The organism is Psychromonas ingrahamii 37, from assembly GCF_000015285.1.
Taxonomy (GTDB): Bacteria; Pseudomonadota; Gammaproteobacteria; order Enterobacterales; family Psychromonadaceae; genus Psychromonas; species Psychromonas ingrahamii.
The window spans coordinates 2,956,319-2,982,303 of sequence record NC_008709.1; the positions used below are offsets into that span (position 1 = coordinate 2,956,319).

Consider the following 25,985-nt stretch of genomic DNA (forward strand, 5'->3'; position numbering starts at 1 on the left):
TGTTTTTTATAACAAGATAATAAGCGCAGATTCTAAATAGCGAATCATTCTGACACTATTAAGTCATCATTAACGGGCAGTTTTAACCGCAACTAACTTACAAGATTTAATACTTCCTCCCCCTTTAAAGCAATCCCCCTGCTGGGCAGTACCTTCTAATTATAAAAAAGACACGTTTGAACTGCATAAGCCATCTATGATCCTCTATTGATTACCATCAAATAGCGCATTCGATAATCGAGCTGCTGGCGATAAATAAAGAAGAATATAAAACCGACGATCAATAATCAGCAACACCTAGCGGATAAATATTAGCCAGTTAATTCAAAATACTGACTTAAATACGCTGATTTAAATATATTGACTTACGGGGCTGATTAAAGCATTTCTAGATGCCGGCTCAAAGATCGGAATAAGAATAAGCTAAGTGTTCAAAAAGATTGAGAAGCACCTTAAAATTTAAGTTGCCATCCAGCACTTAACCAGCGCTCTTGCTCGGCTAACAAGTCTGCATACAGAGATTTATTGTCTTCAAGCCACAGCTGGTTAACGCAGTCCAACACCCAGAGCTTACCTTCCACGGTTAATAATATTTCCGGTAATAGCTGATCGTTGCGCTGGCCATTAAGAATAATCGCCAGCCGAAGTATTTTTATAAGCGCGAGTAAATGGTTTTTATCAAACAAGTTAAATTCAGGCATTTCATTCAGTTTCAATGATTTACACTGAAAACGTGCCAGAGTGGCAAGCACTAATTGCTGCTCACTATTAAAACCGGGCATATTAGTATGCTGCAGTATATAGGCTGAATGGCGGTGAAAACCGGGTAAGCTGATATTTAAGCCAACTTCATGTAACAATGCGGCCCACTGCAATAACGACAGCAGCTCACTGTGCTTTTTGATACCCAAAGTTTGACGGATTTGGGAAAATAATTCAGTCGCCTGATGCTTAACACAAACTGCATGATTTAATTCAACATTATGTTTATTGGCTAAATTTTCGGTAGTGCGCATGCGGATATCTGAGCGGGCAAAACGGGCTTCCATTTCATACAACACCCCCTCCCGCAATGCACCATCGGAGAAATGCATTTCAATAATTTGAAACGCTTGAAAAAGTGCATTTAAAATAACAACACCCGCTGCAAAAACGGGCTTTCGCTCTTTGCTTAATCCCGAGAGCTCGATAGCATCAATACTGTCAAAGGTGCACAGTGCATCTATCAATTCTTGGAGTCGCTTATGAGTAATCAAGCCGTCGTGATAGCCAAAGCCAATCAGTACTTCCTTAATGGCTTTGATCGTACCTGATGAGCCAAATGCGGTGCTCCAGCCTTTTTTCCTGTATTGTTTGACAAGTGGCTTAAGGCGTTGCTCCGCAGCCAGTGTTGCTTTTGCAAAATTATTTTTAGAAAGCTTGCCATTATTAAAAAATTGATTGGTAAAGCTCACACATCCCATTTGCTGACTGTTGAGCAGATCAACTTCAAACCCCTGACCGATGATCATTTCAGTACTGCCACCACCAATATCGACAACAAGTTTGGAGTCTGATTCAACCTGTGTATGGGCAACCCCCAGATAAATAAGACGCGCTTCTTCTTCGCCTGAAATAATTTCGATAGGGAAAGGCAACACTTCGCGCGCGCGCTGGATAAAAACAGGGGCGTTATTTGCCTGGCGCAGAGCATGCGTTGCGACAATACGCACATTGTCACCTTCAAATCCTTGTAAACGTTCTGCAAACATCACCAAACACAAAAGTCCGCGTTCTATTGCAGCGTCGCTTAAATTCATTTCACTATCAAGCCCGGATGCTAAGCGCACTCTCTGTTTATGGCGACTGACCATCTGGAGATCCTGCCCCACCACTTTTGCGACTACCATGTGGAAGCTGTTTGATCCCAAGTCAATAGCGGCTATATTGCGTACTTTTTGTTCAACGGATTGCGACATTATCTCGGCTCTGCTTTTGTTGTTTTCTAGTTTGTTTTTCGGTGTTTTTAAGGTATTCATAAATATCGAGCTGTGAGCGAATTTTTTTGCGGTTTCCTCGCGGTACATAATCATTGCTCATATTTTGATCCATCAAACGCGCTTTTACTGTATCAGTAAAATGAATATTAACAATATCAATAATACGTTGTTTTAAACGGGGATCACGGATTGGAACAGTCACTTCGATTCTATTGTCGATATTTCTGGTCATCCAGTCAGCCGAGGAGATATAAACTTGCGGATCGCCATCGTTATGTGTAATTAACACCCTTGAATGTTCCAAAAATCGGTCGATAATGCTAATGATTTTTATATTTTCACTGACGTCTTTAATACCGGGTACTAAAGAGCACATGCCCCGAATGACCATTTGAATCTGTACACCCGCCCTGCTTGCATTATAGAGTTTATTGATAAGCCCTTTATCCACAAGATTATTCACCTTGAGTGTCAATCCGGCGTTTTTTCCAAGAGCTGCATTAGCGATTTCTTGATCTATCACTTGATAGATCCGTTTACGCGAATTGCGTGGTGAAACAATAAGGTGGTTAAAACGCACTGGACGATAGGGATTCTCGATATAGCTAAACACTTTGCGCACTTCTAAAGCAATCTCTTGAACCGCGGTTAACAGAGAAAAATCAGTATAGATACGCGCGGTTTTTTCGTGAAAGTTGCCTGTGCCTATATGCGCATAATAAATCACCGCCTCTTTTTCACGACGGCTAATCAGCAGTAGTTTAGAGTGAATTTTAAGCCCTGAAGAACCAAAAACAACATGAACGCCCGCTTCAGTCAGCACTTTAGCCCATTCGATATTAGCTTCTTCATCAAAACGCGCCTGCAACTCGACTACCACAGTCACATTTTTACCGTTATGGACGGCGTCGATCAGAGAATTCATTAACTGTGAATGTTTCGCCACACGGTAAATATTTATTTTAATACTGAGCACTTTGGGATCAAATGAGGCTTGACGCACCAGCTCCGCGATATGACTAAAAGTATGGTATGGATAATAAACTAAGATATCTTTTGCACGAATGGCATCAAAATAGTTTACATAACCTTCAAAGTCAGCACACTCTATCGGTGTAAGAGATTTATTTTCCAGGTAGTTAGGGCCAATATTTGGAAAGCTGATAAAGTCCTTGAAATTATAATAACGACCACCGGGAAGCAGGCTGTCATAGTTGGATATTTTTAATTTTTCACATAAAAAATCGAGCATGGCTTGCGGCATCTCACGCTCATAAACGAAGCGTACCGCCATCGCGGTTAAACGTTGGCTGACCCCTTCAGACATTTTATCCAAAACACTGTATTCAACTTCATGGCTTAAATCGTACTCGGCATCGCGTGTCATTTTCATGGCATAACCGTTAAGCTCGTCGTAGTCAAAAAATCCCCGAAAAAGTTCATCCAGACAATAACGAACAATGTTATCAAGGAGGATAATGGTTTTACGCCCCCTGCCTTTCTGCTCCGGTACCCTAACAAAGCGCGGTAAATACCCGGTGGGTATTTCCAGCAATGCATATTGAGAATGGTTATCTTTTTTTAGTTCAACAACAATGTAGGCATCGGTATCATTAAGAAACTGCAGAAGATCAATATCATCATTTAGTAATAAGGGGGTGATGTGCGGCATCACTTCTTTTTTAAAGTATTTTCTAATCCAGTTTTGTTGTGCTTCATCGAGTTGAAGCTCGCTGACTAAAAAAATCCGTCGTCTTGCCATTTCACGGATTAGCTCATTATAAAGCACGTCAAATCGTTCATTCAGCTGAAATACTTTGGTTTGCATATTGGACAATAATTGTTTATTAAACTTAAGTCCATGGGTGTTCAAGGAAGGTTCGTTCCAGGCATGCTCCTGGTCGATTAATATACGGCGCTTCACATCGGCAAAACGAACTTTATAAAATTCATCTAAATTATTAGAAAAAATGCCCAGAAAGCGAATTCTTTCAATTAAAGGCACGCTCTTATCAGCGGCTTCTTGAAGCACTCGCTCATTAAACGAAAGCCAACTAAGTTCTTTTTCGATATAGAATTTTTCAGTACTCATATTCTTAATCAGGCCCTTAACTATTTGATTGTAAAGCATCAATATTATTATGATATAGTATTATATGTCATTTATGTTACATTTTTATGTCATAACCGACTTATCAGGCCCAGATTTTTTATAGAGTACTGTTTTACAATATAATGAGCCGTGATCGCAACCCGCCGGTTGAGCCCTACGAATTGCAGTTGAGTAAGGGGCTGAGGTTAATAGTGAGCGAACAACCCAGACGTAGCGACGGTTCCATTGAAGCTTCCCCCCCCAATAAGTCACCGACATTGCACTTATACCAAATGCATTAAGTTTATAATCACTTGCTTCAAAAAAATTGACGCCCGCAAAGCCGTCAGGATGAACTTCAATAGTAAATATAATCACTTTATTAATGCGTTTGGTATTATTGATAGGGTGCATTCTATGCATCGTAAACAGCGGTAATTGGTGCGCGGAGCGCACCCTACGAGCAGACCAAATAAGCAGCGAGTGTCCGAGAATGTTATTAATAAAAAACCAATGCCTTCAAAGGAAAAATTGACATTTATAAAGCAGTAGTGATGATGATTGAATAATAAATCTAATCACTTAATTAATGCGTTTAGTATTATTACATCTAATCTCAGGGCATGATTTCCTTTGCCACCCAAGTACTCGCCCGAAAGAGTACTCAACTGCAACACCAATGGCTTTGGGGATAGATAAACAGATGAAAAGTGATCCGGGATAGGGATCTGCTGATCATATTAGTGAAAACGCGTCGGCATTTATGCAAGGCAGTGAGGATTTCCTATCGATAATAGGCAACAACCACGGTTTTATACTGTGATCCTTTAACTATTGGATTGTTATTACTGTGACAGTGTTTGTATTAGCTGTTCTGCAAAACGTGCAGCAGCCGTGGGTAATGTACGATTTTTTTTCTGAATAAGGTACATACTGCCGGCTGCCATATCGGCCTTTGATATCGGCCGCGCAATTAGCCCTAAATCTTCCATAATTTGCGGTAATCCAATTTCTATTTGAAAGGTGATGCAACCCTCGTTAAGCACATAATTACGCAGAAACTCAAAGCTGTCGGATTCCACAGTGGGTTGCATATTAAGCATGGTTCTATTGGCTTTAAAATCCAAAATATGACGTACGCCGTACTCGCTTGTGGGAAGTGCTAAGGGATAAGCCATACATTCACTTAATTTAACGTCGCTTTTTTCAGCTAATGGATGGCCACTTGGCATAATGGCGTACAGCTGTTGTTCTTTAGATATAAGAATCTGCAGTTCATTCATGTGCACGGGTTCAAATACCATGGCTAAATCGACACTATTGTCTAATAATGTCGATTCTGCCGCCTGCCTATCTCTTACATAAAGACTAAAAGTTACCGCGGGGTGTTGGTGACGAAAACGTGCAATTTGTTGCGGAAAAAATGACGTCAGCAGTGCTTGACTGCATGCGATATTGACATGCCCTCGCCTGACCCCGCTAAGATCTGATATTTGACTTTTAACTCTTTGAAGATCAGCAAGTTGTTTTTGGACGTGATGTAAGAATAACTCTCCTGCAGCAGACAGGCGTACACCATTGGCTTGACGCTCAAATAGTTTTTCACCCAGTTCATCTTCCATCGTAAGAATACGTCGGTTAAGTGCTGTTGAAGTGATCGAGAGTTTGTCGGCAGCCTTACGAATTGAACCTGCCTTAGCGACCGCCTGAAAATACTGAAAATCTATAAGTTGCTTCATTTGTATTCTTCCATTAACCAAGATTTAGATAATTGATATATTACCCCCTTACCCATGCGATGCAAAATATGCACCACACAAATGCAAAACAAGCAGTATACAGCATCACTATTAATTGGTTAACTACTGATATCGTTTAATACAGGACAGTCATAATGTTAACTAACCTTCCCTTTACCATAGATGCTTTGCACCAGGCCTATCGTCAAGGGGTCAGTGCTGATCAAGTGATCCGTGAATCACTAACGCGTCTTTCAAATATCGCAGATGAAGGTATTTATCTGTATGTTGCCAGTGATTCACAGTTGTCGAAGGCTGTTGCAGATCTTGGTCCCTTCGATCTTACGCTAAAGCCGTTATGGGGAATTCCCTTTGCCGTCAAAGATAATATTGATGCAGTAGATATGCCTACGACTGCGGCCTGCAAGGCGTTTAGTTATATTGCCAGGCAAGATGCTTATGTGGTTTCTTTATTGAAACAGGCAGGGGCAATCCTTATTGGTAAAACCAATTTAGATCAATTTGCAACCGGTTTAGTGGGTTTAAGAACACCTTATCCCGCACCTAAAAATGCAATTGATGCAAAACTAGTACCCGGTGGTTCTAGTTCGGGGTCAGCGGTGGCAGTGGCACATGGGCAAGTCTGCTTTTCACTTGGAACTGATACTGCAGGTTCAGGGCGCATACCTGCAGCCCTCAATAATATTGTCGGCCTCAAACCGACGCTGGGCAGTATCTCCAGCCGAGGAGTGATCCCCGCCTGTCGTTCACTCGACACAGTATCGATATTGGCGCTTACTGTTGAAAATGCTGCACAAGTGTATGCTTGCTGTCGATACTACGATCAACAAGATCCCTTTTCTAAACCCTATCACGGCCCTGCTAAGCAGAATATACCCGTTAATTTTACTGTTGCAGTCCCTGATTCAGAAAGCCTGATATTAGATGAACCCGCTCAAAAGAAAGCTTATGAGCAAGCCCTTAACTACTGGCGACAAAAAGGCGCGAAGCTGGTTGAAATTGACTTTAAACCTTTTTATGAAGTCTCTAAATTATTATATGAAGGCCCCTGGGTTGCGGAAAGACTCGCGGCATTAGCGCCTTTTATGGCAAAGCATCGCAGCGCGCTGTATCCGGTAACTTGTGAGATTATTGAATCTGCGCATAAATTCTCCGCAAGTGATGCATTTAATGCCTACTATCGCCTGCGGGCACTTTCCAGGCAAATAGCGTCAATACTAACCAAGATCGACGTCATCTGTGTTCCGTCAATGCCGGGGCTAGTTTACAAAAGTGACATAGAGGTCGACCCTATAGGCCCAAATAGTCGTCTCGGCACTTACACTAACTTTGTTAATTTACTTGATTTATGTGCTATCGCGATACCGGGAAAAACGCGTAGCGATGGTTATCCATCAAGCATTACGCTTATTGCACAAAATGGTTGTGATGCCTTTATTCATGCGCTGGCAGCTGATTATCATGCAAATCAAGGTGATTATTTAGGTGCAACAAGTCATAAAATCCCCGTTCCTGATCGCCTCACAACGACCACTAATATAATGCAAATGACAAGTAACCATGAAATAGCGATTGCGGTCGTAGGAGCACATATGACGAACCTCCCGCTTAATCACCAACTAACAGATAAAGGAGGTCGTTTTCTGACCTCTGCCCAGACAGATTCACACTATCGTTTATACCAACTTGGTAATCGTCCAGGGCTTATTAGAGATGATGATGGGCAGATAATTGACCTTGAAGTCTGGGCCTTACCCAAAAACAAGATCGGTGATTTGATTGCCCAAATACCCTCACCCCTCAGCATTGGTTCGATTACGCTGTCAGATAAGCAACAAGTAAAAGGTTTTTTATGTGAGCCTCATGGGCTCAAAGATAGCCGTGACATTACTCATTTCGGCGGGTGGCGAGCATTTTGCCAAGCTGAAAGTCTTTAGTTACACATTTTCTACATTTTTCTATCTATGGAGCGATTATGCTAAATAATCTAAAAAGTAAAATAAAATTACCAACCAAAGCGGGCTTGTATGCTTTGCTGGCTGTCTCCGTATCAGGTGTTTTATCATCTGGTGCGCATGCGGTTTCACGAGAAAATACCCTGGTCGTTGTATCAGGAGCAAGTATTAACAGCTTAGATATTCACCGTGCAGGCACTAATCGCGCAAGTTATCAGGTAGCGGTCAATATGTATGACCGTCTGGTGACGTTCAATATCAAAGATAGTGGCAATGGTAGCCTCAAATACGACTCAGAAATGATTAAACCTGAACTTGCTAAGAGTTGGGAGCTTGTCGATGATGGTATGAGTTATTTATTCCATTTACGTGAAGATGCTATTTTCTGGGATGGTACACCGGTCACTGCAAGCGACGTAAAATGGTCCTTTGACCGCGCCGTCAGTCTTGGTGGTTTTCCAACGGTACAAATGAAAGCGGGAGGCCTCATATCACCAGAGCAATTTGAAGCAGTAGACGCACACACCTTTAAAATAAAAATGCAACAAGCCAGTAAACTGACCTTGCCGGATCTGGCTGTGCCAATCCCCATTGTTATTAATGCTGATATCGCTAAAAAGCATGTCACTAAAGATGATCCATGGGCAACAGAATACCTGCACAAAACCCCAGCAGGGGGTGGTGCCTATATGCTTGAGCGCTGGACGCCGGGTCAACAACTGGTCTACAAACGTTTCGACAAGTGGAAAAGTGGCTCTTTACCAAAAATGGAGCGTGTAATTGTACGTGAAGTTCCCAGTGCAGCAACCCGCCGTGCTTTAATTGAACGTGGCGATGCCGACGTAGCACTTAGCCTTTCAGCAAAAGATGTAAAAGAGCTTAAAAGTAATAATAATCTTAAGGTTGCTAGCTCTAACATAGATAATACTTTGCATGCCTTAGGGATGAATATGAAATTTGAACCCTTTAAGCATATCAAAGTTCGACAAGCCATTGCTTATGCTATTCCCTATCAGCAAATTTTTGATGTGGCAGCCTACGGGATAGGTGAACCTATGTGGGGACGTGATAGCAAATATGCTACTTCAGCTGTCTGGCCTCAACCTTTCCCGTATCACACAGATTTAGCTAAAGCCAAAGCTTTGCTTGCAGAAGCGGGTTACGCAGATGGTTTCAGTGTCCCGATTTCAATCAACCTGGGCTTTGCTCAGTGGACAGAACCAACAGCACTACTTATTCAAGAAAATCTAAAGGCAATCGGCATTGATGCACCTGTTAATAAGATCCCAGGCGCTAGCTGGCGTACGAAAGCTTTGGTTGAAAAGGGCTTAGAGTTACACCTGAAGAACTTTGGCGGTTGGCTTAACTATCCGGATTATTACTTCTATTGGGCATACATTAAAGGTCATCTATTTAACTCTATGAACTATGATAATACCGAAATTAAGACCTTAGTTGACAGTACACTGAATATGCCAATCGATGACAAGCAATATACTCAAAACGTTTTACGAATGATCGATATAGCAACGGATGAAGTGCCAATGATTCCTTTATGGCAGCCATCACTTGATGTTGTTATGCAAAAAAATGTAAGTGGCTATGTGAATTGGTTTCACCGCCAGTTGGATATTCGTACCTTTAGCAAGGAGTAAGCAATCCAATGTTGTATGACAAAGCTACTTTAATTCTAAAACGTTTATTGTTAGCGATCCCGACGCTATTGGGGGTGCTAGTCATCTCCTTTAGCCTTACTCGCGCACTTCCTGGTGATCCGGCAGTCTATTTTGCCGGCGCTATGGCCGATGAGGCTTCTATACAGCAAGTGCGTGAACAACTCGGTCTTGATCGTACTTTAGCGTATCAATTTATTGCCTACTGTAAAAACCTGGCTCAAGGAGAGCTAGGTCAAAGCCTAAGCACCGGCCAAAGTGTCAGCAGCGAAATAAGTACCCGTTTACCAGCTTCTCTGGAATTAACCCTGTTTGCCTTATTTATTGCTCTGGTCACCTCCATTCCATTGGGGATACTCTCAGCACTTAAGCCAAATACATGGATTGATCATCTTTGTCGAATATTGGTCACCGCGGGGGCTTCAACGCCGATTTTCTTTAGCGGGCTATTTTTGATGTTTGTATTCTATTATTTGTTAGGTTGGGCACCCTCCCCCATCGGGCGGCTAGATTTTATTTATTTAGCCCCTACACATGTCACCGGGTTCTTTACTATTGATGCGCTTTTAGAAGCCGATTTTGAAACTTTTTACGCAGCACTCTCGCAATTGATTTTGCCCGCAATCACGTTAGCTTTGTGTGCTTTGGCACCTATTGCAAGAATGACTCGTTCGTCAATGATAACCGCACTTGGCAGTGAGTACGTTAAGGCTGCTAAAGCCAATGGTATCAAGTCCTCGGTACGCATTTATGTTTATGCGCTACAAAATGCATCTCTGCCATTATTAACTGTAATAGGTTTAGTTTTTGGTTTCCTGCTTGGCGGTAATGTATTAGTTGAAAAAGTTTACTCTTGGCCAGGGGTTGGAACATTTGCAATTGATGCCTTAGTCGCCTCAGATTATGCGGCAATTCAAGGGTTTGTCCTTATTATGGCGGTATTGTTTGTCTCTCTTAATCTTATTATTGACATTCTTTACACACTCTTTGATCCAAGGATGGGACGTAATGAATAGCGTGACTATAGCTCAAGAAAACTTAATACAACGCCTGTGGTATTTAGCACGCAAAAATCCACTTTCTTTACTTTCATTAGCACTCTTTGGTATGTATGTTTTTGTCGCGTTAACCGCTAATTACTGGGTGCCCTTTGAACCCCTTAAGAGTAATACGGCTATTGCTCTAGAAGCGCCAAATTTAATTCATTTATTTGGTACTGATCACCTTGGCAGAGATGTATTTTCGCGAGTAATGGTCGCAACGCGCCTTGATCTTGGCATTGCAGTCTATGCCGTTTCTATCAGTTTTGTAATAGGTACCACACTTGGCAGTATTGCTGCCTATTTTGGTGGCTGGTATGAACGAATTATTGGCCGGGTAGCTGATATTGTACTGGCGTTTCCACTTTTCGTTCTGGCAATGGGGATAGTGGCGGTGATGGGGAATTCACTGATAAACGTCATTTATGCGACAGCTATTATTAATATTCCATTTTATATCCGTATCGCCCGGGCTGAAGTCAGTATCCAACGTGATCGGCAATATGTTCAGGCCGCATTGTTGTCGGGTAATAGCCATATGCGTACGTTACTTTATCATATTTTCCCTAACTGTTTACCAAATCTAGTGGTACAGATATCGACCAATATGGGCTGGGCAATTCTAAATGCGGCGGGTTTGTCATTTATTGGTTTAGGTGTACGCCCTCCTGCAGCAGAGTGGGGGATTTTAGTCGCAGAGGGAGCCGATTACATTATTTCAGGTCAATGGTGGTTGGTACTTTTCCCCGGCTTGATTCTTATGTTAGCAGTGTTTAGTTTTAACCTGCTTGGTGACACTTTACGTGATCTGGTTGACCCGCAGAAAAGGAGCTAATAATGCATAAGCATAAGCAGAAACAGAAGCATAACAATAATAACAAAGGTGTCTTACTCAGTATCAGTAATCTGTCTATCGATTTTGAAACGAGTAAGGGTACTGTTAGGGCCGTTGAAGATGTCAGCTTTACCTTATCTAAGGGGGAAATATTAGCACTGGTTGGAGAAAGCGGCAGCGGCAAATCGGTTACAGCTTATAGTATACTTAACCTGCTGGATCAAAATGGTCGTTTAGCTGCGGGAGAGATAATCTATCATGGTATGTCTTTACACAATGCCGATAGCCAACTGCTTAGTGAGGTTCGTGGTAGAGAAATAGCCATGATTTTCCAGAACCCGATGTCAACGTTAAATCCTATCCGTAAAGTGGGCGAACATTTGCGCGATATGCTGCGTACTCATGGCTACCCATCTTGGTCAACAATAGATGCTGAAATAGAAAAACTGCTGCATCAGGTCGAGATTTTAGATGTTGAGCGAGTGAAAAATGCTTATCCCTTTGAACTGAGTGGTGGCATGTGCCAACGGGTGATGATAGCACTGGCATTAGTGTGTCGCTCTCGAATGTTAATTGCCGATGAGCCGACAACCGGCCTTGATGTAACAACTCAAAAATCTATAATGAATCTTATTCATAACCTTGTAAAAGAAGAGGGACTCGCCGTTATTTTAATCACTCATGATCTTAGCCTTGCAGCACAGTACTGCGATAAGTTTGTTGTGATGGAAAAAGGCCGAGTAGTAGAGCAGAATAGCCGAGACAAATTTTTTAGTGAATCCAAGCATCCATATACCCAAAAATTATTATTGGCGACACCATCAAGAAGTGCTTCGGTAGCCGGTCTGACGGCTCAATCCCCCTCCTATCTTAAGCTACCAGAGCCCGTTATTCCTAAGCAGCCTCTGCTTGAAGTACACGGACTGCGTAAAATATATGGCCAAAATAAAAAATCTTGGTTGCCCTATCAATCATCGACTAGCGAATTTGTGGCCGTTGCGGGCAGTGATTTTAGTATTTTTCCTGGAGAATGCGTTGGTTTAGTCGGCGGCTCCGGGTGTGGGAAATCGACCACCACTCGAATGTTAAGTCGTTTAGAGGATCCCTCTGCCGGGCGTATAGTCTTTGATGGTATTGATATTACTCAGGTATCCAGCCATGATTTTATAAAACACCCTCTGCGTAAAGAAATACAAATGGTTTTTCAAGACCCGACAGGATCGTTAAACCCGCGCCATTCAGTACTCGACTTAATTGCTGAACCACTATTACGACTTGGCCCAAAAATGAAAAGGACAGAGATTAACAGTAAAGTGCATAGTTTGGCCGAACAGGTTGGTTTACCCTTAACCCTTATTGATCGTTTACCGCACCAATTAAGTGGCGGACAAAAGGCGAGAGTAGGCATTGCACGCGCGATCGCACTTGAACCTAAGTTATTGATTTTAGATGAGCCGACCTCCGCATTAGATGTTTCCGTACAGGCCACGGTATTACAGTTACTAGAGCACTTTCGGCGCAAGCTTGGTTTAAGTTACTTATTTGTAAGCCATGATTTGCACGTTGTTAAAATGCTCAGTCAGCGAATATTGGTAATGAAAGAGGGGGAAATAATTGAGCAAGGCGATACTGAAACGGTGATGAATAGTTCAGTACACCCTTATACTAAAGCATTGATGGACGCTATACCGATAGAAACTGAACAACAGATGATAAATAAGCAAGAGTGCGCTTAATGTAAAATATCGATACATGATTGACGAACAATTATAGCTTGTAGTCCATCAAGACTATTTTTGTGACTTAATCTGAGTTTGAGTTAATAAACGTTTTACTTAATAGTAACCCCGCCATAAATGCATGACGGGGTTTTACGGCTAAGCGGTTAAAAAGATAATAGGTTTAATTTTAGACCACTAATACATTGAGCTAGTATCGGTGACAACCCGATTATTTCAAACAACTTGTTGTTGTAGAAAAATGATTTTATTGTTGGACAATCCCTTCAAAGACCCAGTTTTTTCAAGCAGGCTTACTAGCGTTTGAAAATGATAAGCCCTGCTGTCATACAATGCGACAACCAATTGATCTCCAGATGATAGATAATGCTGCTCGCCATAATCACTGTAACGGGTTGCACCGATCGAGATTAAAATTTGCTCTGGATAATCAGCTTGTGAGAGTAGATCTTGTATATTATGCAGTGCGTTTTTATCCTGTTGTTGCCGGATTTGTTTTAATAACCACTGCAGCAATGCCTGATAAAAATAAGTGTATTCTGTAATTGCTGTATCTTGCCCACATAATTGCCATTGTCCATTAGATTGATGAAATCCGCACAGTCTAAAATGATCAAGCTCACCGCCCTCTACAAAATTATCAATCGGAATGTCATGTTCAGCAATACCTTTAGTCGCGATGCCCCAGTTTTTTTTCTCCGCTAATTTGCCTACGCTGGCATTTCGATAAGTGGCATCATTGATAACTGTCATCGAAATAGCAGTAAGCTGCGTGACGTCACCCTCTGCATTATAAACGACAGCGAGTTTGAGCCCTAATTCCGCCTCCATTTGCACCTTAGCGTCCAGCGCCTTCGGTAAGTGCAGTTGAGTCGATGAATACGGCATACAAGTGAGATAAGCGGATTTTGCATTGGCGACAAAAAAGGGAAATAAGGCTTGCGGTTTTGCTGCGTCATCAATTGCACTTAACCCATTTATCTCGCCTGTTTGCTGTAAATGACCTGCCGAATTTCCGGCAATACCCAGACCAAATAAAGGGGTGAATAATTTTTTAGGATCCGTCATAAAGTCACTTTTATTGTCTTTAAGTTTAACGTCAAGTGCCTTTATTATTTTATTAATAAAAGCGCATTAATGAATTAGTTCGTGTATTCGCCAGCCATTTTATTGATCATGCCGATTAAACAATCCAGTGCAATACCAACGTCGTCTTGTAATACCTGCTCTCTGGGATGATGACTGATGCCTTTTTCACAGCGTACAAACAACATGCCAATATCGGTGATTTGGGTCATCACCATGGCATCATGGCCTGCGCCGCTAGCAAGATAAAATGCCGCCTGCCCGGTTTTTTTTTCAACAACGCTCCCCCACAATGTCTGTAATTTTTCAGCGCAGGGAACCGCCTGCGCCTGATACAATTGCTGACTTTGCATTTGTAAATTACGACGTTGCGCAATCACCTCCAACTGCTTAAGCAATGCAACGCTGCAGGACTCTAATGTCGCTTGTCTCAGACTACGAATGTCCAGTGTAAACAGCACCTCACCGGGGATAACATTGACGGCACCAGGACTAACGTCACATTTCCCGACCGTCGCAACGACATCATGCTGCTGCGCAAAAATCTCAATGGCAAGGATCATTTCCGCTGCGCCACAGAGTGCATCCTGGCGCATATCAATCGGCACAGTACCGGCATGCCCGGCCATTCCACTGAGGGTCAATTGATAACGTTTTGCGCCCGCAATGCCGGTCACGACACCAACGGCTAAATCCTGTTCTTCCAATACCGGACCCTGCTCAATATGCACTTCTAAATAAGCTAAGGTGTCCTGTGGCTTGCGTGCATCACTGCCAGCCAGATTAGCAGGCAGACCAAAATTAACTAACGCTTCTGCCATGGTCAGATTATTCTTGTCTTTAACATTTAACCATTCAGGTTGAAAACAACCTGCCACACTGCTTGAGCCAATCAAGGTGGTATTAAAACGCGTGCCCTCTTCATCGGCAAAAGCCACCACATCAACATGAAAGGGTAATGCCACTTCCGCCAAAGCAGACAAAGCTTCAATACCCAGTAATACCCCTAAATTGCCGTCATACTTTCCCGCATTGGCAACCGTATCGCTGTGTGAACCAATAATTAAGGTGGCTAATGTCGGGTTAGCAGAAACTTTACGCCCCCATTGATTACCTACGCTGTCCTGCCAGGTTTCAAGTTCTGCCTGCTCCATCCATGACCCTAATTGCTGGTGTGCCTGCGCATGTTCAGGGGTCAGATAAGCACGTGTTAAGCCGCCCTGCATTGAGCTGAATACAGCAAGCTGATCAGATTGTTGCATAATTTTTCTGGCGCCATCTTCCATTATCATAGCGTCTCCTTTTCCATATTTACCATTGTTCATTTAATCGCGGTAGTGCGCCATCGCAGCTAACACCGCCTGACCTGAACTAACCTTCACTTTATATTTTAATAAAATAGATTCCAACGCCACCAAAGTCGTTAAAACACAATCCTGCCGGGCGTTATAACCCATAGTGCCAATACGCCAAACCTTGCCATGTAAGGGCCCAAACGAAGTGCCAATTTCAATACCAAAACGCTGCTGGAGTTGCTGACGCACTTTATCGCCATCAATACCCTGTGGAATATACACACCGACCACGTTATTCATTTTATATTGCTGATTCCCAAATAAGGTTAAGCCCATTGCCTGCAGGCCGGATGCCATTGCATCACCCGCTTGTTGATGACGGGCAATCACTTTATCCACCCCTTCTTCGAGAAAAAGACGCGCACATTCACGTGCTGCATATAACATGCTGGTTGATTCCGTGTGATGGTTCAAACGCTCAGGGCCCCAGTAATCCATGATCATCGCCAGATCAAAATAGTTAGATTGAATCATCGCATCACAGCCCTCAACATGATGAGCGGCACGAATACCTGCCTCAATATGTTTGCGGCGATTAATAACCTCGGCACAGCGATCACTTAAGGTAATGGGTGCGCTGCCCGATGGCCCTCCTAGACATTTCTGCAGGCCCACGGATACAGCATCAAGATGCCATTCATCTATTTTCAGCTCATTGCCGGCAATAGAGGCGGTGGCATCACAGTAGAATAAGACGCCGTGGCGTTGACAAATTTCGCCAATTTCCGCCAAAGGTTGATTCATGGTCGTCGAAGTATCACCCTGCACCGTGGCGAACAGTTTTGGTTGAAATGCTTTAATCGCTTTTTCCACTTGCTCCGGCGAGCACACTTCACCCCATTCAATATCAATGGTTTTTACTTGTGCACCAACACGTTTCGCTATTTCGCACAGCAAATGGCCAAAACGTCCTATTACCGGGATTAATACTTTATCCCCCGGTTGTAATACCGACACTAATACCGCTTCAATGCCCGAACGCGCGGTACCATTAACCAGTAATGTTTGCTGGTTATTCGTCTCAAACACACCACGATACAAAGATTGCACCTGATTCATATAACCTGTCATCACCGGATCATACTGACCAATCAGTGACGCTGAAATAGCTTGATGTACACGCGGATAAGCATTAATTGGGCCAGGCCCCATTAGTAAACGCTGCGGTGGATCAAGGGTTTCAAAAAGGTCGCTGGTGCTCATAAAACATCTCCAAGTAAACTGCTTCCATCACTGCGGGGATCGCTGCTTGCACAGGCTAGACCTTGCGAGTCTATAACAATTGCACCGGCGTGCCCCATTAATTCATTATTATCTGTCACATAAGTGACGTCATGACCAAGCTTACTTAGCTGCGCCGCGTGAGCTTTATAAAGGCTGTATTCTAAACGTAAATTATTGGTCGTATCTCCCCAAGTGCGGCCCAGTAACCAACGCGGTTTTGCGATCGCATCCTGGAGATTCAACCCTTGATAGATATAACGGCTAAACAGACAGGCTTGAGTCTGCGGCTGCCCTTCACCGCCCATGGTTCCATACACCATGCGCCTGCCATCATGCAGCTCTGCATAGGCAGGATTAAGGGTATGAAAGGGTTTTTTACCTGGCGCTAAAACATTATGGTGATCGGCATCAAGGGAGAAACTTTTGCCGCGGATATTCCATAAAATACCGGTGCTTGGTAATACCACTCCCGAACCAAATTCCCAATAGATACTTTGAATAAAGCTCACCATAGTACCGTACTTGTCCGTCGCTCCCATCCAAACCGTATCACCCACTTTTGCCTGATGCGGCCAAGGTTGTGCTTTCTCTAATGAGATACGATCGGCACACTCACGAATCATTTTTTCACTGAGTAAATCTTGTAATGGTTGGCTTAAACAGGCCTCATCGGTAATCAATCGGTCACGAATAATAAATGCCTGTTTGGTTGCTTCAACCAGCAAATGCATGTGCTCAAATTCATTACCGGTGGTACTTACCAGTTGATCATAAATAGCGATAATCAACAGCGAAGCCAGTCCCTGAGTCGGTGCACCAAAGTTATATAATTGTCCTTTGGATATTTCCACCGTCAGTGGCTCCATCACTTTTACCCGATGGATATGAAAATCATCGAGCGTAATCGGGCTGCCGGCTTTACTTAAATCCAGTGCCGCTTTTTCTGCGATTTCACCACGGTAAAAGTCATCTAATCCCACTTCGCCAAGACGAGTTAACGTTGCAGCAAGCTCCGGGTTAACTAAATTGTCACCTACTTTTAAGGTTTTGGACTGATTTAAAAAAAGATTGGCAAAATCATCAAGTGCGTGCAGACGATCGAAGGTTTTTTCACTGGCGTCAACAAAACTTTGCGTCACTTCAATACCCTGTTCAGCAGCCTCTATAGCAGGCTTAAGCAGTTCACTGAGTGAATGCTGACCGCCGTTAATCTGCAATGCTTTTTGCCAGCCCGAGATAGTACCGGCCATAGTAATAGCCGATTCGCCACCGCTCTCGGGCAGTTCACCGCCCTTGGCACGGTAGGCATTTACATCAATAGAATGGCTCGCCGCACCACAGGCATCAATAGCAATCGGTGCTTTGCCCGGATGGCAAATCAGCCAAAAACTATCTCCGCCAATACTGTTCATATGCGGATATTGCACGGTGATCATTGCAGCGGCTGCAACCATCGCTTCGCTTGCAGTGCCTCCTGCATCTAATATAGCTTGACCTGTTTGAGTGGCTTGATAATGCGATGCGCTAAATGCTGATTGATAGTTCATAATTGTTTTCCTTGAATTAACTGTTGCGCGGTAGCGAACAGATCTCCTTCACTGTCCGGCAGACCTAACAGTGATATTCCGCAGGGCCCTTCTTCTAGGCCCTTGATAGGCAGATGCAGTTGCGGGAAACCGCTCAGCCCTGCAATACTGGTGAGTCCCATTAAGTTCGATCGATACTTGGCCAGCTGATCGCCTGCAAGAGAGAGGCTTGGTGGCCCTGAAGGTGTTGTTGGCACTAACCACAACCCCCCTTGCTGCTGAAGCAGAACGGTCAGTTGCAGCCTGAAATCTGTTTGACGTTTTTTAGCCTGGGTATATTGCTCTGCACTGATCGTGCGTGACCATTCCACCCGTTGGTAAATAGAAGGCTCTAAACTGTGTCCGAACTCAGCTAACCACTCGCGATGCTTTGCAATGATTTCATAACCCTGAACAGTGCGAAATAACAAACTGATGGCTTCAAGGCTAAGATGATACTTAGCCAGAAAATCACCATTAAGCAGGGTGATCCCAGCCTCAATGCAGCAAACTTGTAAACGCTTTAAACGCTGATCACTAAGCTGCGCTGCCAGAGTCTTATCCAGATAAAGAGTTTGGGCAGATTCCCCCTTAACCGGTGCGCCATTAAGCACCTCGAATACTTTATGCATTAAATCCAGATCTCGCGTAAAGATACCCGCAGTATCAAAGCTCTTTGCCAGCTCAAAACAGTGCTCAAGATTAAACTTTGCCAAGGTCGGCCTTAAACCATATAACCCGCAGTAACTGGCGGGTACACGAACCGAACCACCGGTATCGGTGCCAATAGAAAAATCAGCATCCTTACTGGCAACAGCTACGGCACTGCCACTGGATGATCCACCCGGAAGACAATTCGGCGCGATAGGATTAACAGGAGTACCGTAATGAATATTTTGACCATTTAAACTATAAGCAAGCTCATCACTTTGTACTCGCCCAACGCAATTTGCTCCTTGACTTAACAGCGCTAAAATCAGTGGCGATGTTTGCTCTGCCATATTGTGAGTCTCAAGCCAGGTCGGATTACCCGCGCCGGTAACATAACCTTTGACATCAAACAAATCTTTAAAAACAAAAGTATAACCCGACAGTAAACCCTCGCTAATGGGCAATAGCCTTTGCGGCCCCTGCCGGCAATAAACACGGCTGTCCTTATCTATCAATCCATTCATTATTAACCTTCCTTATGGCTGCTTAGCCGCTAGCTGTTGGTTCTTTTCACTTTGTTTTACATAACGGTTAGCCAACATTGCGCAGTAGAAAATTTGTATAGGGTGATAAAGCATAATAGGTAATAGAATCATGCCAAGCTTTGGATCAGCACCGAAGATAACTTTAGCCATAGGGATACCTGCAGCCAGCGTTTTTTTCGTTCCGCAGAACACGGCGGCAACTTCATCGGGTAAATCAAACTTGCAACGACGCGCCCCCCACTGCAGCGAATGCACCATGGTCAAAAGAATCACAGTACAAATCACAAAGGATGTCACTAATAATCCCAGTGAAAATTCCTGCCAAATTCCATTAGCAACTGAATCACAAAAAGCGTTATAAACAATCAGTAAGATGACGTATTTATCCACCTTACCGACGATGTTTTTATGTTTTTCAGCCAGAGCAAGCAGAAAAGGCCGGGCAATTTGCCCTGCAATCATTGGTAGTAAAAGTAATTTAGAAATGGATATAACCGATGCCATTAGATCCAGCTCTACTCCTTCAAAACCCATAAAAAGCTGAATTAATAACGGGGTAATAAAAACACCCAGAATACTTGAGAGAGAAGCATTAAAGATAGCGCCCGGCACATTCCCTCTGCCGACACTAGTCATTGCTACGGAAGAGGAAATCGTACTTGGCAGCACAAAAAGATAACAAAAACCGAATGCCAATGCAGGCGGCATGTAGGCAAGAAAACTGTCACCGAATACGACCCAAATTAAGGGATAGAGCAAGAAGGTTGCCAGCTGAATATAAATATGTAATCGCCAGTTACTAATCCCGGCTTTGATCGCAGCAGGTGACAAACCTAAACCATGGAGAAAGAAGACGATAGCCACGCCAATACCGGTCAGTTGATTAAGGTGAATAAAACCACCAGAACGTCCCACATCAGGGGTTATTATCGCTAATAAAATAGCGGCAACCATGCCGACCAAAAACCACTCTTTTTTTATTTTTTTTATTATATTCATAATATTACAGGCTTATTAAAGTGAAAGTGCTAGTGATAGTGATATTGATATTGATATTGATAGTATTTAAAATCATTCCAGCTCATTGAGCTTGGAATAATTCATGCTGATTTTTCTGCTTATTTTGACCGCTTCGCTGCTCAACAGGCGATAGGTTTTATTCACTAGGTGAGAAATCAAACTCATCGGTACGGCATAACTGTCAAGAGGTGCCTGATTATTCATATAACAGACTAAAAAATGCGACACACTTTGCGCATATTTTTGACCGGATTGATCGGTGATAAGCAAACAGTCATGACCGGACAGTTGGCTAATAATATTGGCAAAATTACTCACCCGGCGACGAATACCAATAATGATAATAAAGTCATCTTCATCGATAGAGGACAGATCCTCCCCTATCGTTTGCCCGGGTAAAGGCAGCAGATCAACGCCAGAGCGGCATTGCATCAGCTGCTGGCGAAAATGCAGTGCCAGCGGATAACTATTACGATAACCGATGATCTTAACGCGTTTGGCGGTGGCTATTTTTTTAATTAACTGCTCCAGATTCATTCCGCTCAGTTGTGCCCATAATTGCTCTAATGAGTGCACTTCCTGACGAAATTCAGAGTCCTCAAGTGCGGTAACAGATAAAGGCTCTCCTTTATCCCTGGCTGCAAGCAGTTCATTTCTTAGCGCCAAATGATCTTCATAACCCAATTTACGAATAAAACGACTGACACTGGTTTTTGATACCAAGCATGCTTCAGCAATTTCATTGGTCGACAGGATCAATATTTTTTCTGGATTAATCTGCAGATAATCGGCTAAACGTTGATCATTTTTTGTCAATTGAGCATAATTTTTAGTAATTCGCTCACTCAACGGATTGTTCGTGGGTGTCATGACCTTTGTCCTAATTTAAAATAAAGAATGCTATCTTACGGCTGAAATAAAGCTTTGCAATTCTGGCGTTTGCGGATTGGCAAAGATTTCATCACTTGGCCCTGTTTCCCACACTTTTCCTTGATTCATAAACACCACACGATCACCCACATTGCGCGCGAAGTTCATTTCATGGGTCACTAATATTAAGGTCATGCCTTCTGCTTTCAATTTCTCTAAAACCTTTAATACTTCTCCAACCAACTCAGGATCCAGCGCAGAAGTAATTTCATCACATAACAAAACCTTAGGTGACATAGCCAGCGAGCGAGCGATAGCAACTCGCTGCTGCTGTCCCCCGGATAAATTAGCTGGATAGGCATCAAATTTATCACTTAAGCCCACTTTCTCAAGTAACTCTTTAGCCAATTGACGGCATTCTTCCGGGGTTTTCTTTAAGACCAAAGCCGGTGCAAGCATGATATTTTCGCCCACGGTTTTATGCGGAAAAAGATTAAATCCTTGAAATACCATGCCAACACTGCGGCTTAATAAACGTAATTTAAATTCGTCATTTTCAACAGCCTGGTTATCAACAATAATTGCGCCCTGCTGAAACTCTTCTAATCCGTTCATACAGCGCAATAAAGTACTTTTACCTGAACCACTGCGTCCGATAATGGAAATCACCTCTCCTGCTTTAACCTTTAAATTAATTCCCTTTAGCACATGGTTCTCACCATAATATTTATGGATCTTATCAACACTAACGACGTACATAATTTTTATTCTCCAGATAGCGGGCTAAAACAGACAAAGGGAAACAGATAACGAAATACAGCAAAGCGACCAGCGCAAATACTTTAAAGGGTTGAAATGTGGCATTATTTAGCATGGTGCCCGCTTTGGTTAATTCAACAAAACCAATAATCGATGCCAATGCCGTGCCTTTAACAATCTGCACAGAAAATCCAACGGTGGGTGCAATTGCCATTTTTATAGCTTGAGGAAAAATGACATGACGCATACTTTGCACATGAGTGAGGCCTAATGTTCTGCAAGCTTCCCATTGACCTTTAGGTAAGGCTTCAATGCATGAACGCCAAATATCATGCAAAAAAGCGCTGCTGAATAAAGTCAGTGATAAAATAGCGGCAGACCAGGCATCAACATCAAGGCCAATTAAAGACAAACCAAAAAAGGTTAAAAACAGTTGCATTAATAATGGAATTCCCTGAAATAACTCCACGTAAATTTGCACCAGTTTGGTCAGAAACGGATTTTTAATACTTCTTATAAAGGTCAAAGCCAGCCCTACCAGGCCTCCGCCAATAAAAGCAAAGAGAGAAAGCAGCAATGTCCAACGCGCTGCAAACAATAAATTTCTTAAAATATCCCAGTCTGTAAATTGCATCATTATTTTGTTTCCTATACAGCAGATGATTTAAAGATGAATTTTTTCAGCAGTGAGAATAGTTGACGCATTAAAATCGCTAAAAAAAGGTAAATCAGCGCTGTTAACATATAAGATTCAAAACTCAAAAAACTGCGCGATTGAACAAAGTTTGCCGCAAAAGTAAGTTCTTCGACTGATATTTGTGACACCACGGCGGAGCCTAACATCACAATAATACATTGACTGACCAGTGCCGGATAAACCCGTTGATAGGCGGGTGGCAAAATAACATGCATAAAAATTTGGCGGTGTGTAAGACCTAAGGTTTTTGCCGCTTCCCATTGGCCTATTGCCGTTGCCTCAATACCTGCGCGAATAATTTCGGCACTGTAAGCACCTAAGTTAAACACCATCGCAATCATTCCTGCCTGCCATGCAGAAAGCTTAATCCCTAATGCGGGCAGCCCAAAAAAGATAAAAAACAATTGAATAATAAAGGGCGTATTTCGCGTCACTTCGATATAAACAGCGCAAATCCAATTTAACCAACGCGCTTTACTAATACGCCCTGCCGCACAATATGTTCCGAGTATTAACCCTAAAACGGTAGAAATAACCGTTAGTTGTATTGTTGTACCTACACCTGCCACAAACTGTGGCAGATAAGGAACCAACCCATAAAAATCAAGATTATAGCTCATAGAAAAGTGCTTATATTGTCAGTAAGTTATGCGCTGAGGTCTGCAGGAAATGGGGCTTTTAACCATTTCTGTGAAAATCCTTCAAGTACACCAACTTGTTTAGCTTTAGCAACAAGACGATTAATTTCTTTAAGCAATACAGCATCACCTTTCATCACACCGATATAACAAGGTGAATTTTTTAATAAAAATTTTGTTTTAGGCGCTTTTTCTGGAAAGCGAGTGGCAATTTCAGCAATCACTAAGTTACCTGTCGCAATAAGACTCACTTGAGAAGATAAAAAGGCTGATAATGTTGCATTATTATCTTCATAACGTTGCAGAGTCGTCGTTGAGGAGACCAGTTTAGTCAATTCAAGATCTTCCACTGAACCTCTGGTAACACCGACTGTTTTATTCTTAAGATCCGCTGGCGAAGACACCATTTCATTATCGGTACCAAAGACACCAAGGAAAAATGGCGCATAAGCTGAACTAAAATCAATAACAGCTTCGCGCTCTGGATTTTTACCCAGGCTCGATATCACCAGGTCCACTTTACGTGTTTGTAGGTAAGGTATGCGGTTAGCGCTGGTGACAGCAACAAGTTCAAGCTCCACATTTAATTCATCGGCTAAATAGGCAGCCATGTCAATATCATAACCTTGAGGTTTGAAATCAGTACCAACAGAGCCGAAAGGTGGAAAATCTTGTGGGACAGCCACTCTTAACACCCCCGCTTTTTTAATAGATTCGAGCTGATTAGCTTGCGCTGAGTGGATCGTAAACACTAACAATAAAGAGGTGAATACATTTCCTAATACTTTACATAATTTCATCTGGTATCTCCGTATAACTACAATAAAAAAACAAAACGATTGGAACAGCAAATAAGATACTTGCAACAATCGCGCCAAAAGAGGTTGAAAATTTAAACTATTTAAAAACAATCAGTTAAATTTAAATGACTAAAGCACTCGGAAAACAAGAAAACACAAGATGGTGCAAGAGAGCACTTTTTTGGTGCTAAAAAATAGATTTAAGAAGAAAAAATTATCGATATTAAAGACCAAACCTGATTTCTGGCCTACTTATATAAGGCTTTATGACTTGTGAACGAAACTGGCATTGGCAGCTCAAGATAATGTTACGATTTTAATCTACCTGTCAGCTACCACTGGCAGACATAACTGATAGCAATTTCATTAATTTTACTGAGGAGGATGTAATATGAACGAAGATTTATCACAAATATTAGCTGCAACTCAATATGCTAGGTTCCGTATTCGTATACTTACCATATCTGATTTTATTGAGAGGTAAAATAGAACCCAAATCGCTAAATCTTTTAAAATGATCATATAAATATTATTAAATTTATAATCCAACTGAAGTTAATTTCAATACCGAAAAATATTCGTAACTGATTATTACCTCGATCGTATTTTTGATATTTGCTAGAAGATTAAAAATGGGAATGACATTAGAAATGGGTTACAAAAAATGTCACACTGTGGATATTTTTTAAAATTTAATATACATGCTTCCAAAAGCGACCAACTTTGGTTTTTTGCACTAGTGCATTCTATTCTCAGTCAGGCTCTTAGCGTAAAGATATATAGAGATAAAAATATGAATATTATATTGGCGATGGTGGCGGCTTTTTGTTGGGGTACGACCTATGCCGTCACGCAATACAGCCTTCAGGGTTGGCCACCACTGCTACTGGGTGCGCTGCGTGCTTTGCCTGCGGGTTTACTGTTATTAATGATTAAACCCAACTTACCCAAACCTAATAACTGGGCTGTTTTACTGCGTCTGGGTGCCATTAATATTGCGCTATTTTTTAGCTTATTATTTGTGATGTCACAAACTCTGCCTTCGGCCATCTCGAGTATGGGTATGATTTATGTACCTGTTTTTGCGATGCTATTCCATTGGCTTATTTATAAAAAGTCCCCCACTAAAGTACAAACTCTCTCCGGAATATTATTGATAATCTTAGCCTGGCATTTATTTGATCCACAAAAAATACAATTGAGCAGTCTCGGTTTACTGGCATTGGCAGGCGCGATAACTTGTATTGTGCTGGGCAGCAATATCACTAAATCTTTAAGTAAGCACATTCACTGGTGGACGATTTTATCCTGGCAATTAATTTTAGGGGGAAGTCTGTTAGCGATTGTAGCAAGTCTGCAGGCCATTATTTCACCGACACAATATATTAATGTGTGGCAGAATTTTAACCTCTTAAACGGATTGGGATTACTGTGGCTGATCCTGCTTAATACGGTTTTAGCTTATAGCTTATATGTCTGGTTATTAGGCCGCATGACAGTGGTTGAATTTACTTTTGCCGGCATTAGCAACCCGGTAGCCGGGATTTTAATGGGCTTATTGTTGCTTGGAGAGTCTTTTAGTTTTTATCAATACTCACTGATGGTGGCAATGATTCTAACCTCCCTACTGTCTCCTTTATTTACTCACTATCTGAATAAAAAAAATCAAAAAAAATAAAGACTGCAGGGCTGATTTTATAAA

The 25,985-nt window shown here is 42.3% G+C and carries 21 protein-coding genes; 6 read left to right on the top strand and 15 right to left on the bottom strand.

Features of this window, described 5'->3' with window-relative positions:
* Positions 1-452: 452 nt before the first annotated feature.
* The 4 genes from ppx to PING_RS12470 form a co-directional block, all read right to left on the bottom strand.
* Positions 453-1,958, bottom strand: coding sequence for an exopolyphosphatase (ppx, locus tag PING_RS12455; RefSeq protein ID WP_011770705.1), 1,506 nt, complete (start codon positions 1,956-1,958; stop codon positions 453-455).
* Entirely contained in the window at positions 1,942-4,071 is a 2,130-nt protein-coding gene (gene ppk1 / locus PING_RS12460; protein ID WP_041766473.1) for a polyphosphate kinase 1, read from the bottom strand. The genes ppx and ppk1 overlap by 17 nt, the downstream gene beginning before the upstream one ends.
* Before the next feature lie 84 nt (positions 4,072-4,155).
* Positions 4,156-4,485: a hypothetical protein gene (locus PING_RS12465; protein ID WP_041766474.1), complete on the bottom strand. Its 330-nt coding sequence runs from the start codon at positions 4,483-4,485 to the stop codon at positions 4,156-4,158.
* Positions 4,486-4,916: 431 nt separating this feature from the next.
* Entirely contained in the window at positions 4,917-5,810 is an 894-nt protein-coding gene (locus tag PING_RS12470; RefSeq protein WP_011770708.1) for a LysR family transcriptional regulator, read from the bottom strand.
* A gap of 155 nt (positions 5,811-5,965) precedes the next feature.
* Between PING_RS12470 and atzF the strand changes: the two genes are divergently transcribed.
* From atzF to PING_RS12495, 5 genes are read left to right on the top strand one after another with little or no spacing between them, the layout of a single operon-like run.
* Positions 5,966-7,768 (top strand): allophanate hydrolase, encoded by a 1,803-nt coding sequence (gene atzF / locus PING_RS12475; RefSeq protein ID WP_011770709.1) that lies wholly within the window; start codon positions 5,966-5,968, stop codon positions 7,766-7,768.
* 38 nt (positions 7,769-7,806) lie between these two features.
* A complete protein-coding gene (locus PING_RS12480) occupies positions 7,807-9,441 on the top strand; it encodes an ABC transporter substrate-binding protein (protein ID WP_011770710.1) in 1,635 nt (544 codons plus the stop codon).
* A gap of 8 nt (positions 9,442-9,449) precedes the next feature.
* Positions 9,450-10,475, top strand: coding sequence for an ABC transporter permease (locus PING_RS12485; RefSeq protein ID WP_011770711.1), 1,026 nt, complete (start codon positions 9,450-9,452; stop codon positions 10,473-10,475).
* A complete protein-coding gene (locus PING_RS12490) occupies positions 10,468-11,334 on the top strand; it encodes an ABC transporter permease (protein ID WP_011770712.1) in 867 nt (288 codons plus the stop codon). Before PING_RS12485 ends, PING_RS12490 begins: the two co-directional genes overlap by 8 nt.
* Before the next feature lie 2 nt (positions 11,335-11,336).
* Positions 11,337-13,070 (top strand): dipeptide ABC transporter ATP-binding protein, encoded by a 1,734-nt coding sequence (locus PING_RS12495; protein WP_011770713.1) that lies wholly within the window; start codon positions 11,337-11,339, stop codon positions 13,068-13,070.
* A 219-nt stretch (positions 13,071-13,289) separates the two neighbouring features.
* Here PING_RS12495 and PING_RS12500 read toward each other — a convergent pair whose 3' ends face one another.
* From PING_RS12500 to PING_RS12550, 11 genes are all read right to left on the bottom strand, one after another.
* Entirely contained in the window at positions 13,290-14,141 is an 852-nt protein-coding gene (locus PING_RS12500) for a DUF5718 family protein (RefSeq protein WP_011770714.1), read from the bottom strand.
* 74 nt (positions 14,142-14,215) lie between these two features.
* Positions 14,216-15,451 carry an allantoate amidohydrolase gene (locus PING_RS12505; protein WP_011770715.1) on the bottom strand — a complete coding sequence of 412 codons (1,236 nt, stop codon included), beginning with the start codon at positions 15,449-15,451 and terminating at the stop codon, positions 14,216-14,218.
* Between the two features lie 33 nt (positions 15,452-15,484).
* Entirely contained in the window at positions 15,485-16,717 is a 1,233-nt protein-coding gene (locus tag PING_RS12510) for a pyridoxal-phosphate-dependent aminotransferase family protein (RefSeq protein ID WP_011770716.1), read from the bottom strand.
* Positions 16,714-18,285: a gamma-glutamyltransferase family protein gene (locus PING_RS12515; RefSeq protein ID WP_011770717.1), complete on the bottom strand. Its 1,572-nt coding sequence runs from the start codon at positions 18,283-18,285 to the stop codon at positions 16,714-16,716. Before PING_RS12515 ends, PING_RS12510 begins: the two co-directional genes overlap by 4 nt.
* On the bottom strand, positions 18,282-19,478 hold the full coding sequence (locus PING_RS12520; protein WP_011770718.1) for an amidase: 1,197 nt from the start codon (positions 19,476-19,478) through the stop codon (positions 18,282-18,284). Before PING_RS12520 ends, PING_RS12515 begins: the two co-directional genes overlap by 4 nt.
* A gap of 12 nt (positions 19,479-19,490) precedes the next feature.
* Complete coding sequence (locus tag PING_RS12525) at positions 19,491-20,498, bottom strand: bile acid:sodium symporter family protein (RefSeq protein WP_011770719.1); 1,008 nt, start codon at positions 20,496-20,498, stop codon at positions 19,491-19,493.
* 72 nt (positions 20,499-20,570) lie between these two features.
* Positions 20,571-21,389, bottom strand: a complete 819-nt coding sequence (locus tag PING_RS12530) for a MurR/RpiR family transcriptional regulator (protein ID WP_011770720.1) — start codon at positions 21,387-21,389, stop codon at positions 20,571-20,573.
* 30 nt (positions 21,390-21,419) lie between these two features.
* A complete protein-coding gene (locus tag PING_RS12535; protein ID WP_011770721.1) occupies positions 21,420-22,148 on the bottom strand; it encodes an amino acid ABC transporter ATP-binding protein in 729 nt (242 codons plus the stop codon).
* Positions 22,135-22,785, bottom strand: coding sequence for an amino acid ABC transporter permease (locus PING_RS12540; RefSeq protein ID WP_011770722.1), 651 nt, complete (start codon positions 22,783-22,785; stop codon positions 22,135-22,137). The genes PING_RS12535 and PING_RS12540 overlap by 14 nt, the downstream gene beginning before the upstream one ends.
* Before the next feature lie 11 nt (positions 22,786-22,796).
* Positions 22,797-23,465 (bottom strand): amino acid ABC transporter permease, encoded by a 669-nt coding sequence (locus PING_RS12545; RefSeq protein WP_011770723.1) that lies wholly within the window; start codon positions 23,463-23,465, stop codon positions 22,797-22,799.
* A 26-nt stretch (positions 23,466-23,491) separates the two neighbouring features.
* The gene (locus PING_RS12550) at positions 23,492-24,283 is read right to left on the bottom strand and encodes a transporter substrate-binding domain-containing protein (RefSeq protein WP_011770724.1); all 792 of its coding nucleotides are present in this window, start codon (positions 24,281-24,283) and stop codon (positions 23,492-23,494) included.
* A 793-nt stretch (positions 24,284-25,076) separates the two neighbouring features.
* On the opposite strand from PING_RS12550, the gene PING_RS12555 reads away from it, so the two are divergent.
* Entirely contained in the window at positions 25,077-25,961 is an 885-nt protein-coding gene (locus PING_RS12555; protein ID WP_011770725.1) for a DMT family transporter, read from the top strand.
* The last annotated feature ends 24 nt before the right edge of the window (positions 25,962-25,985 follow it).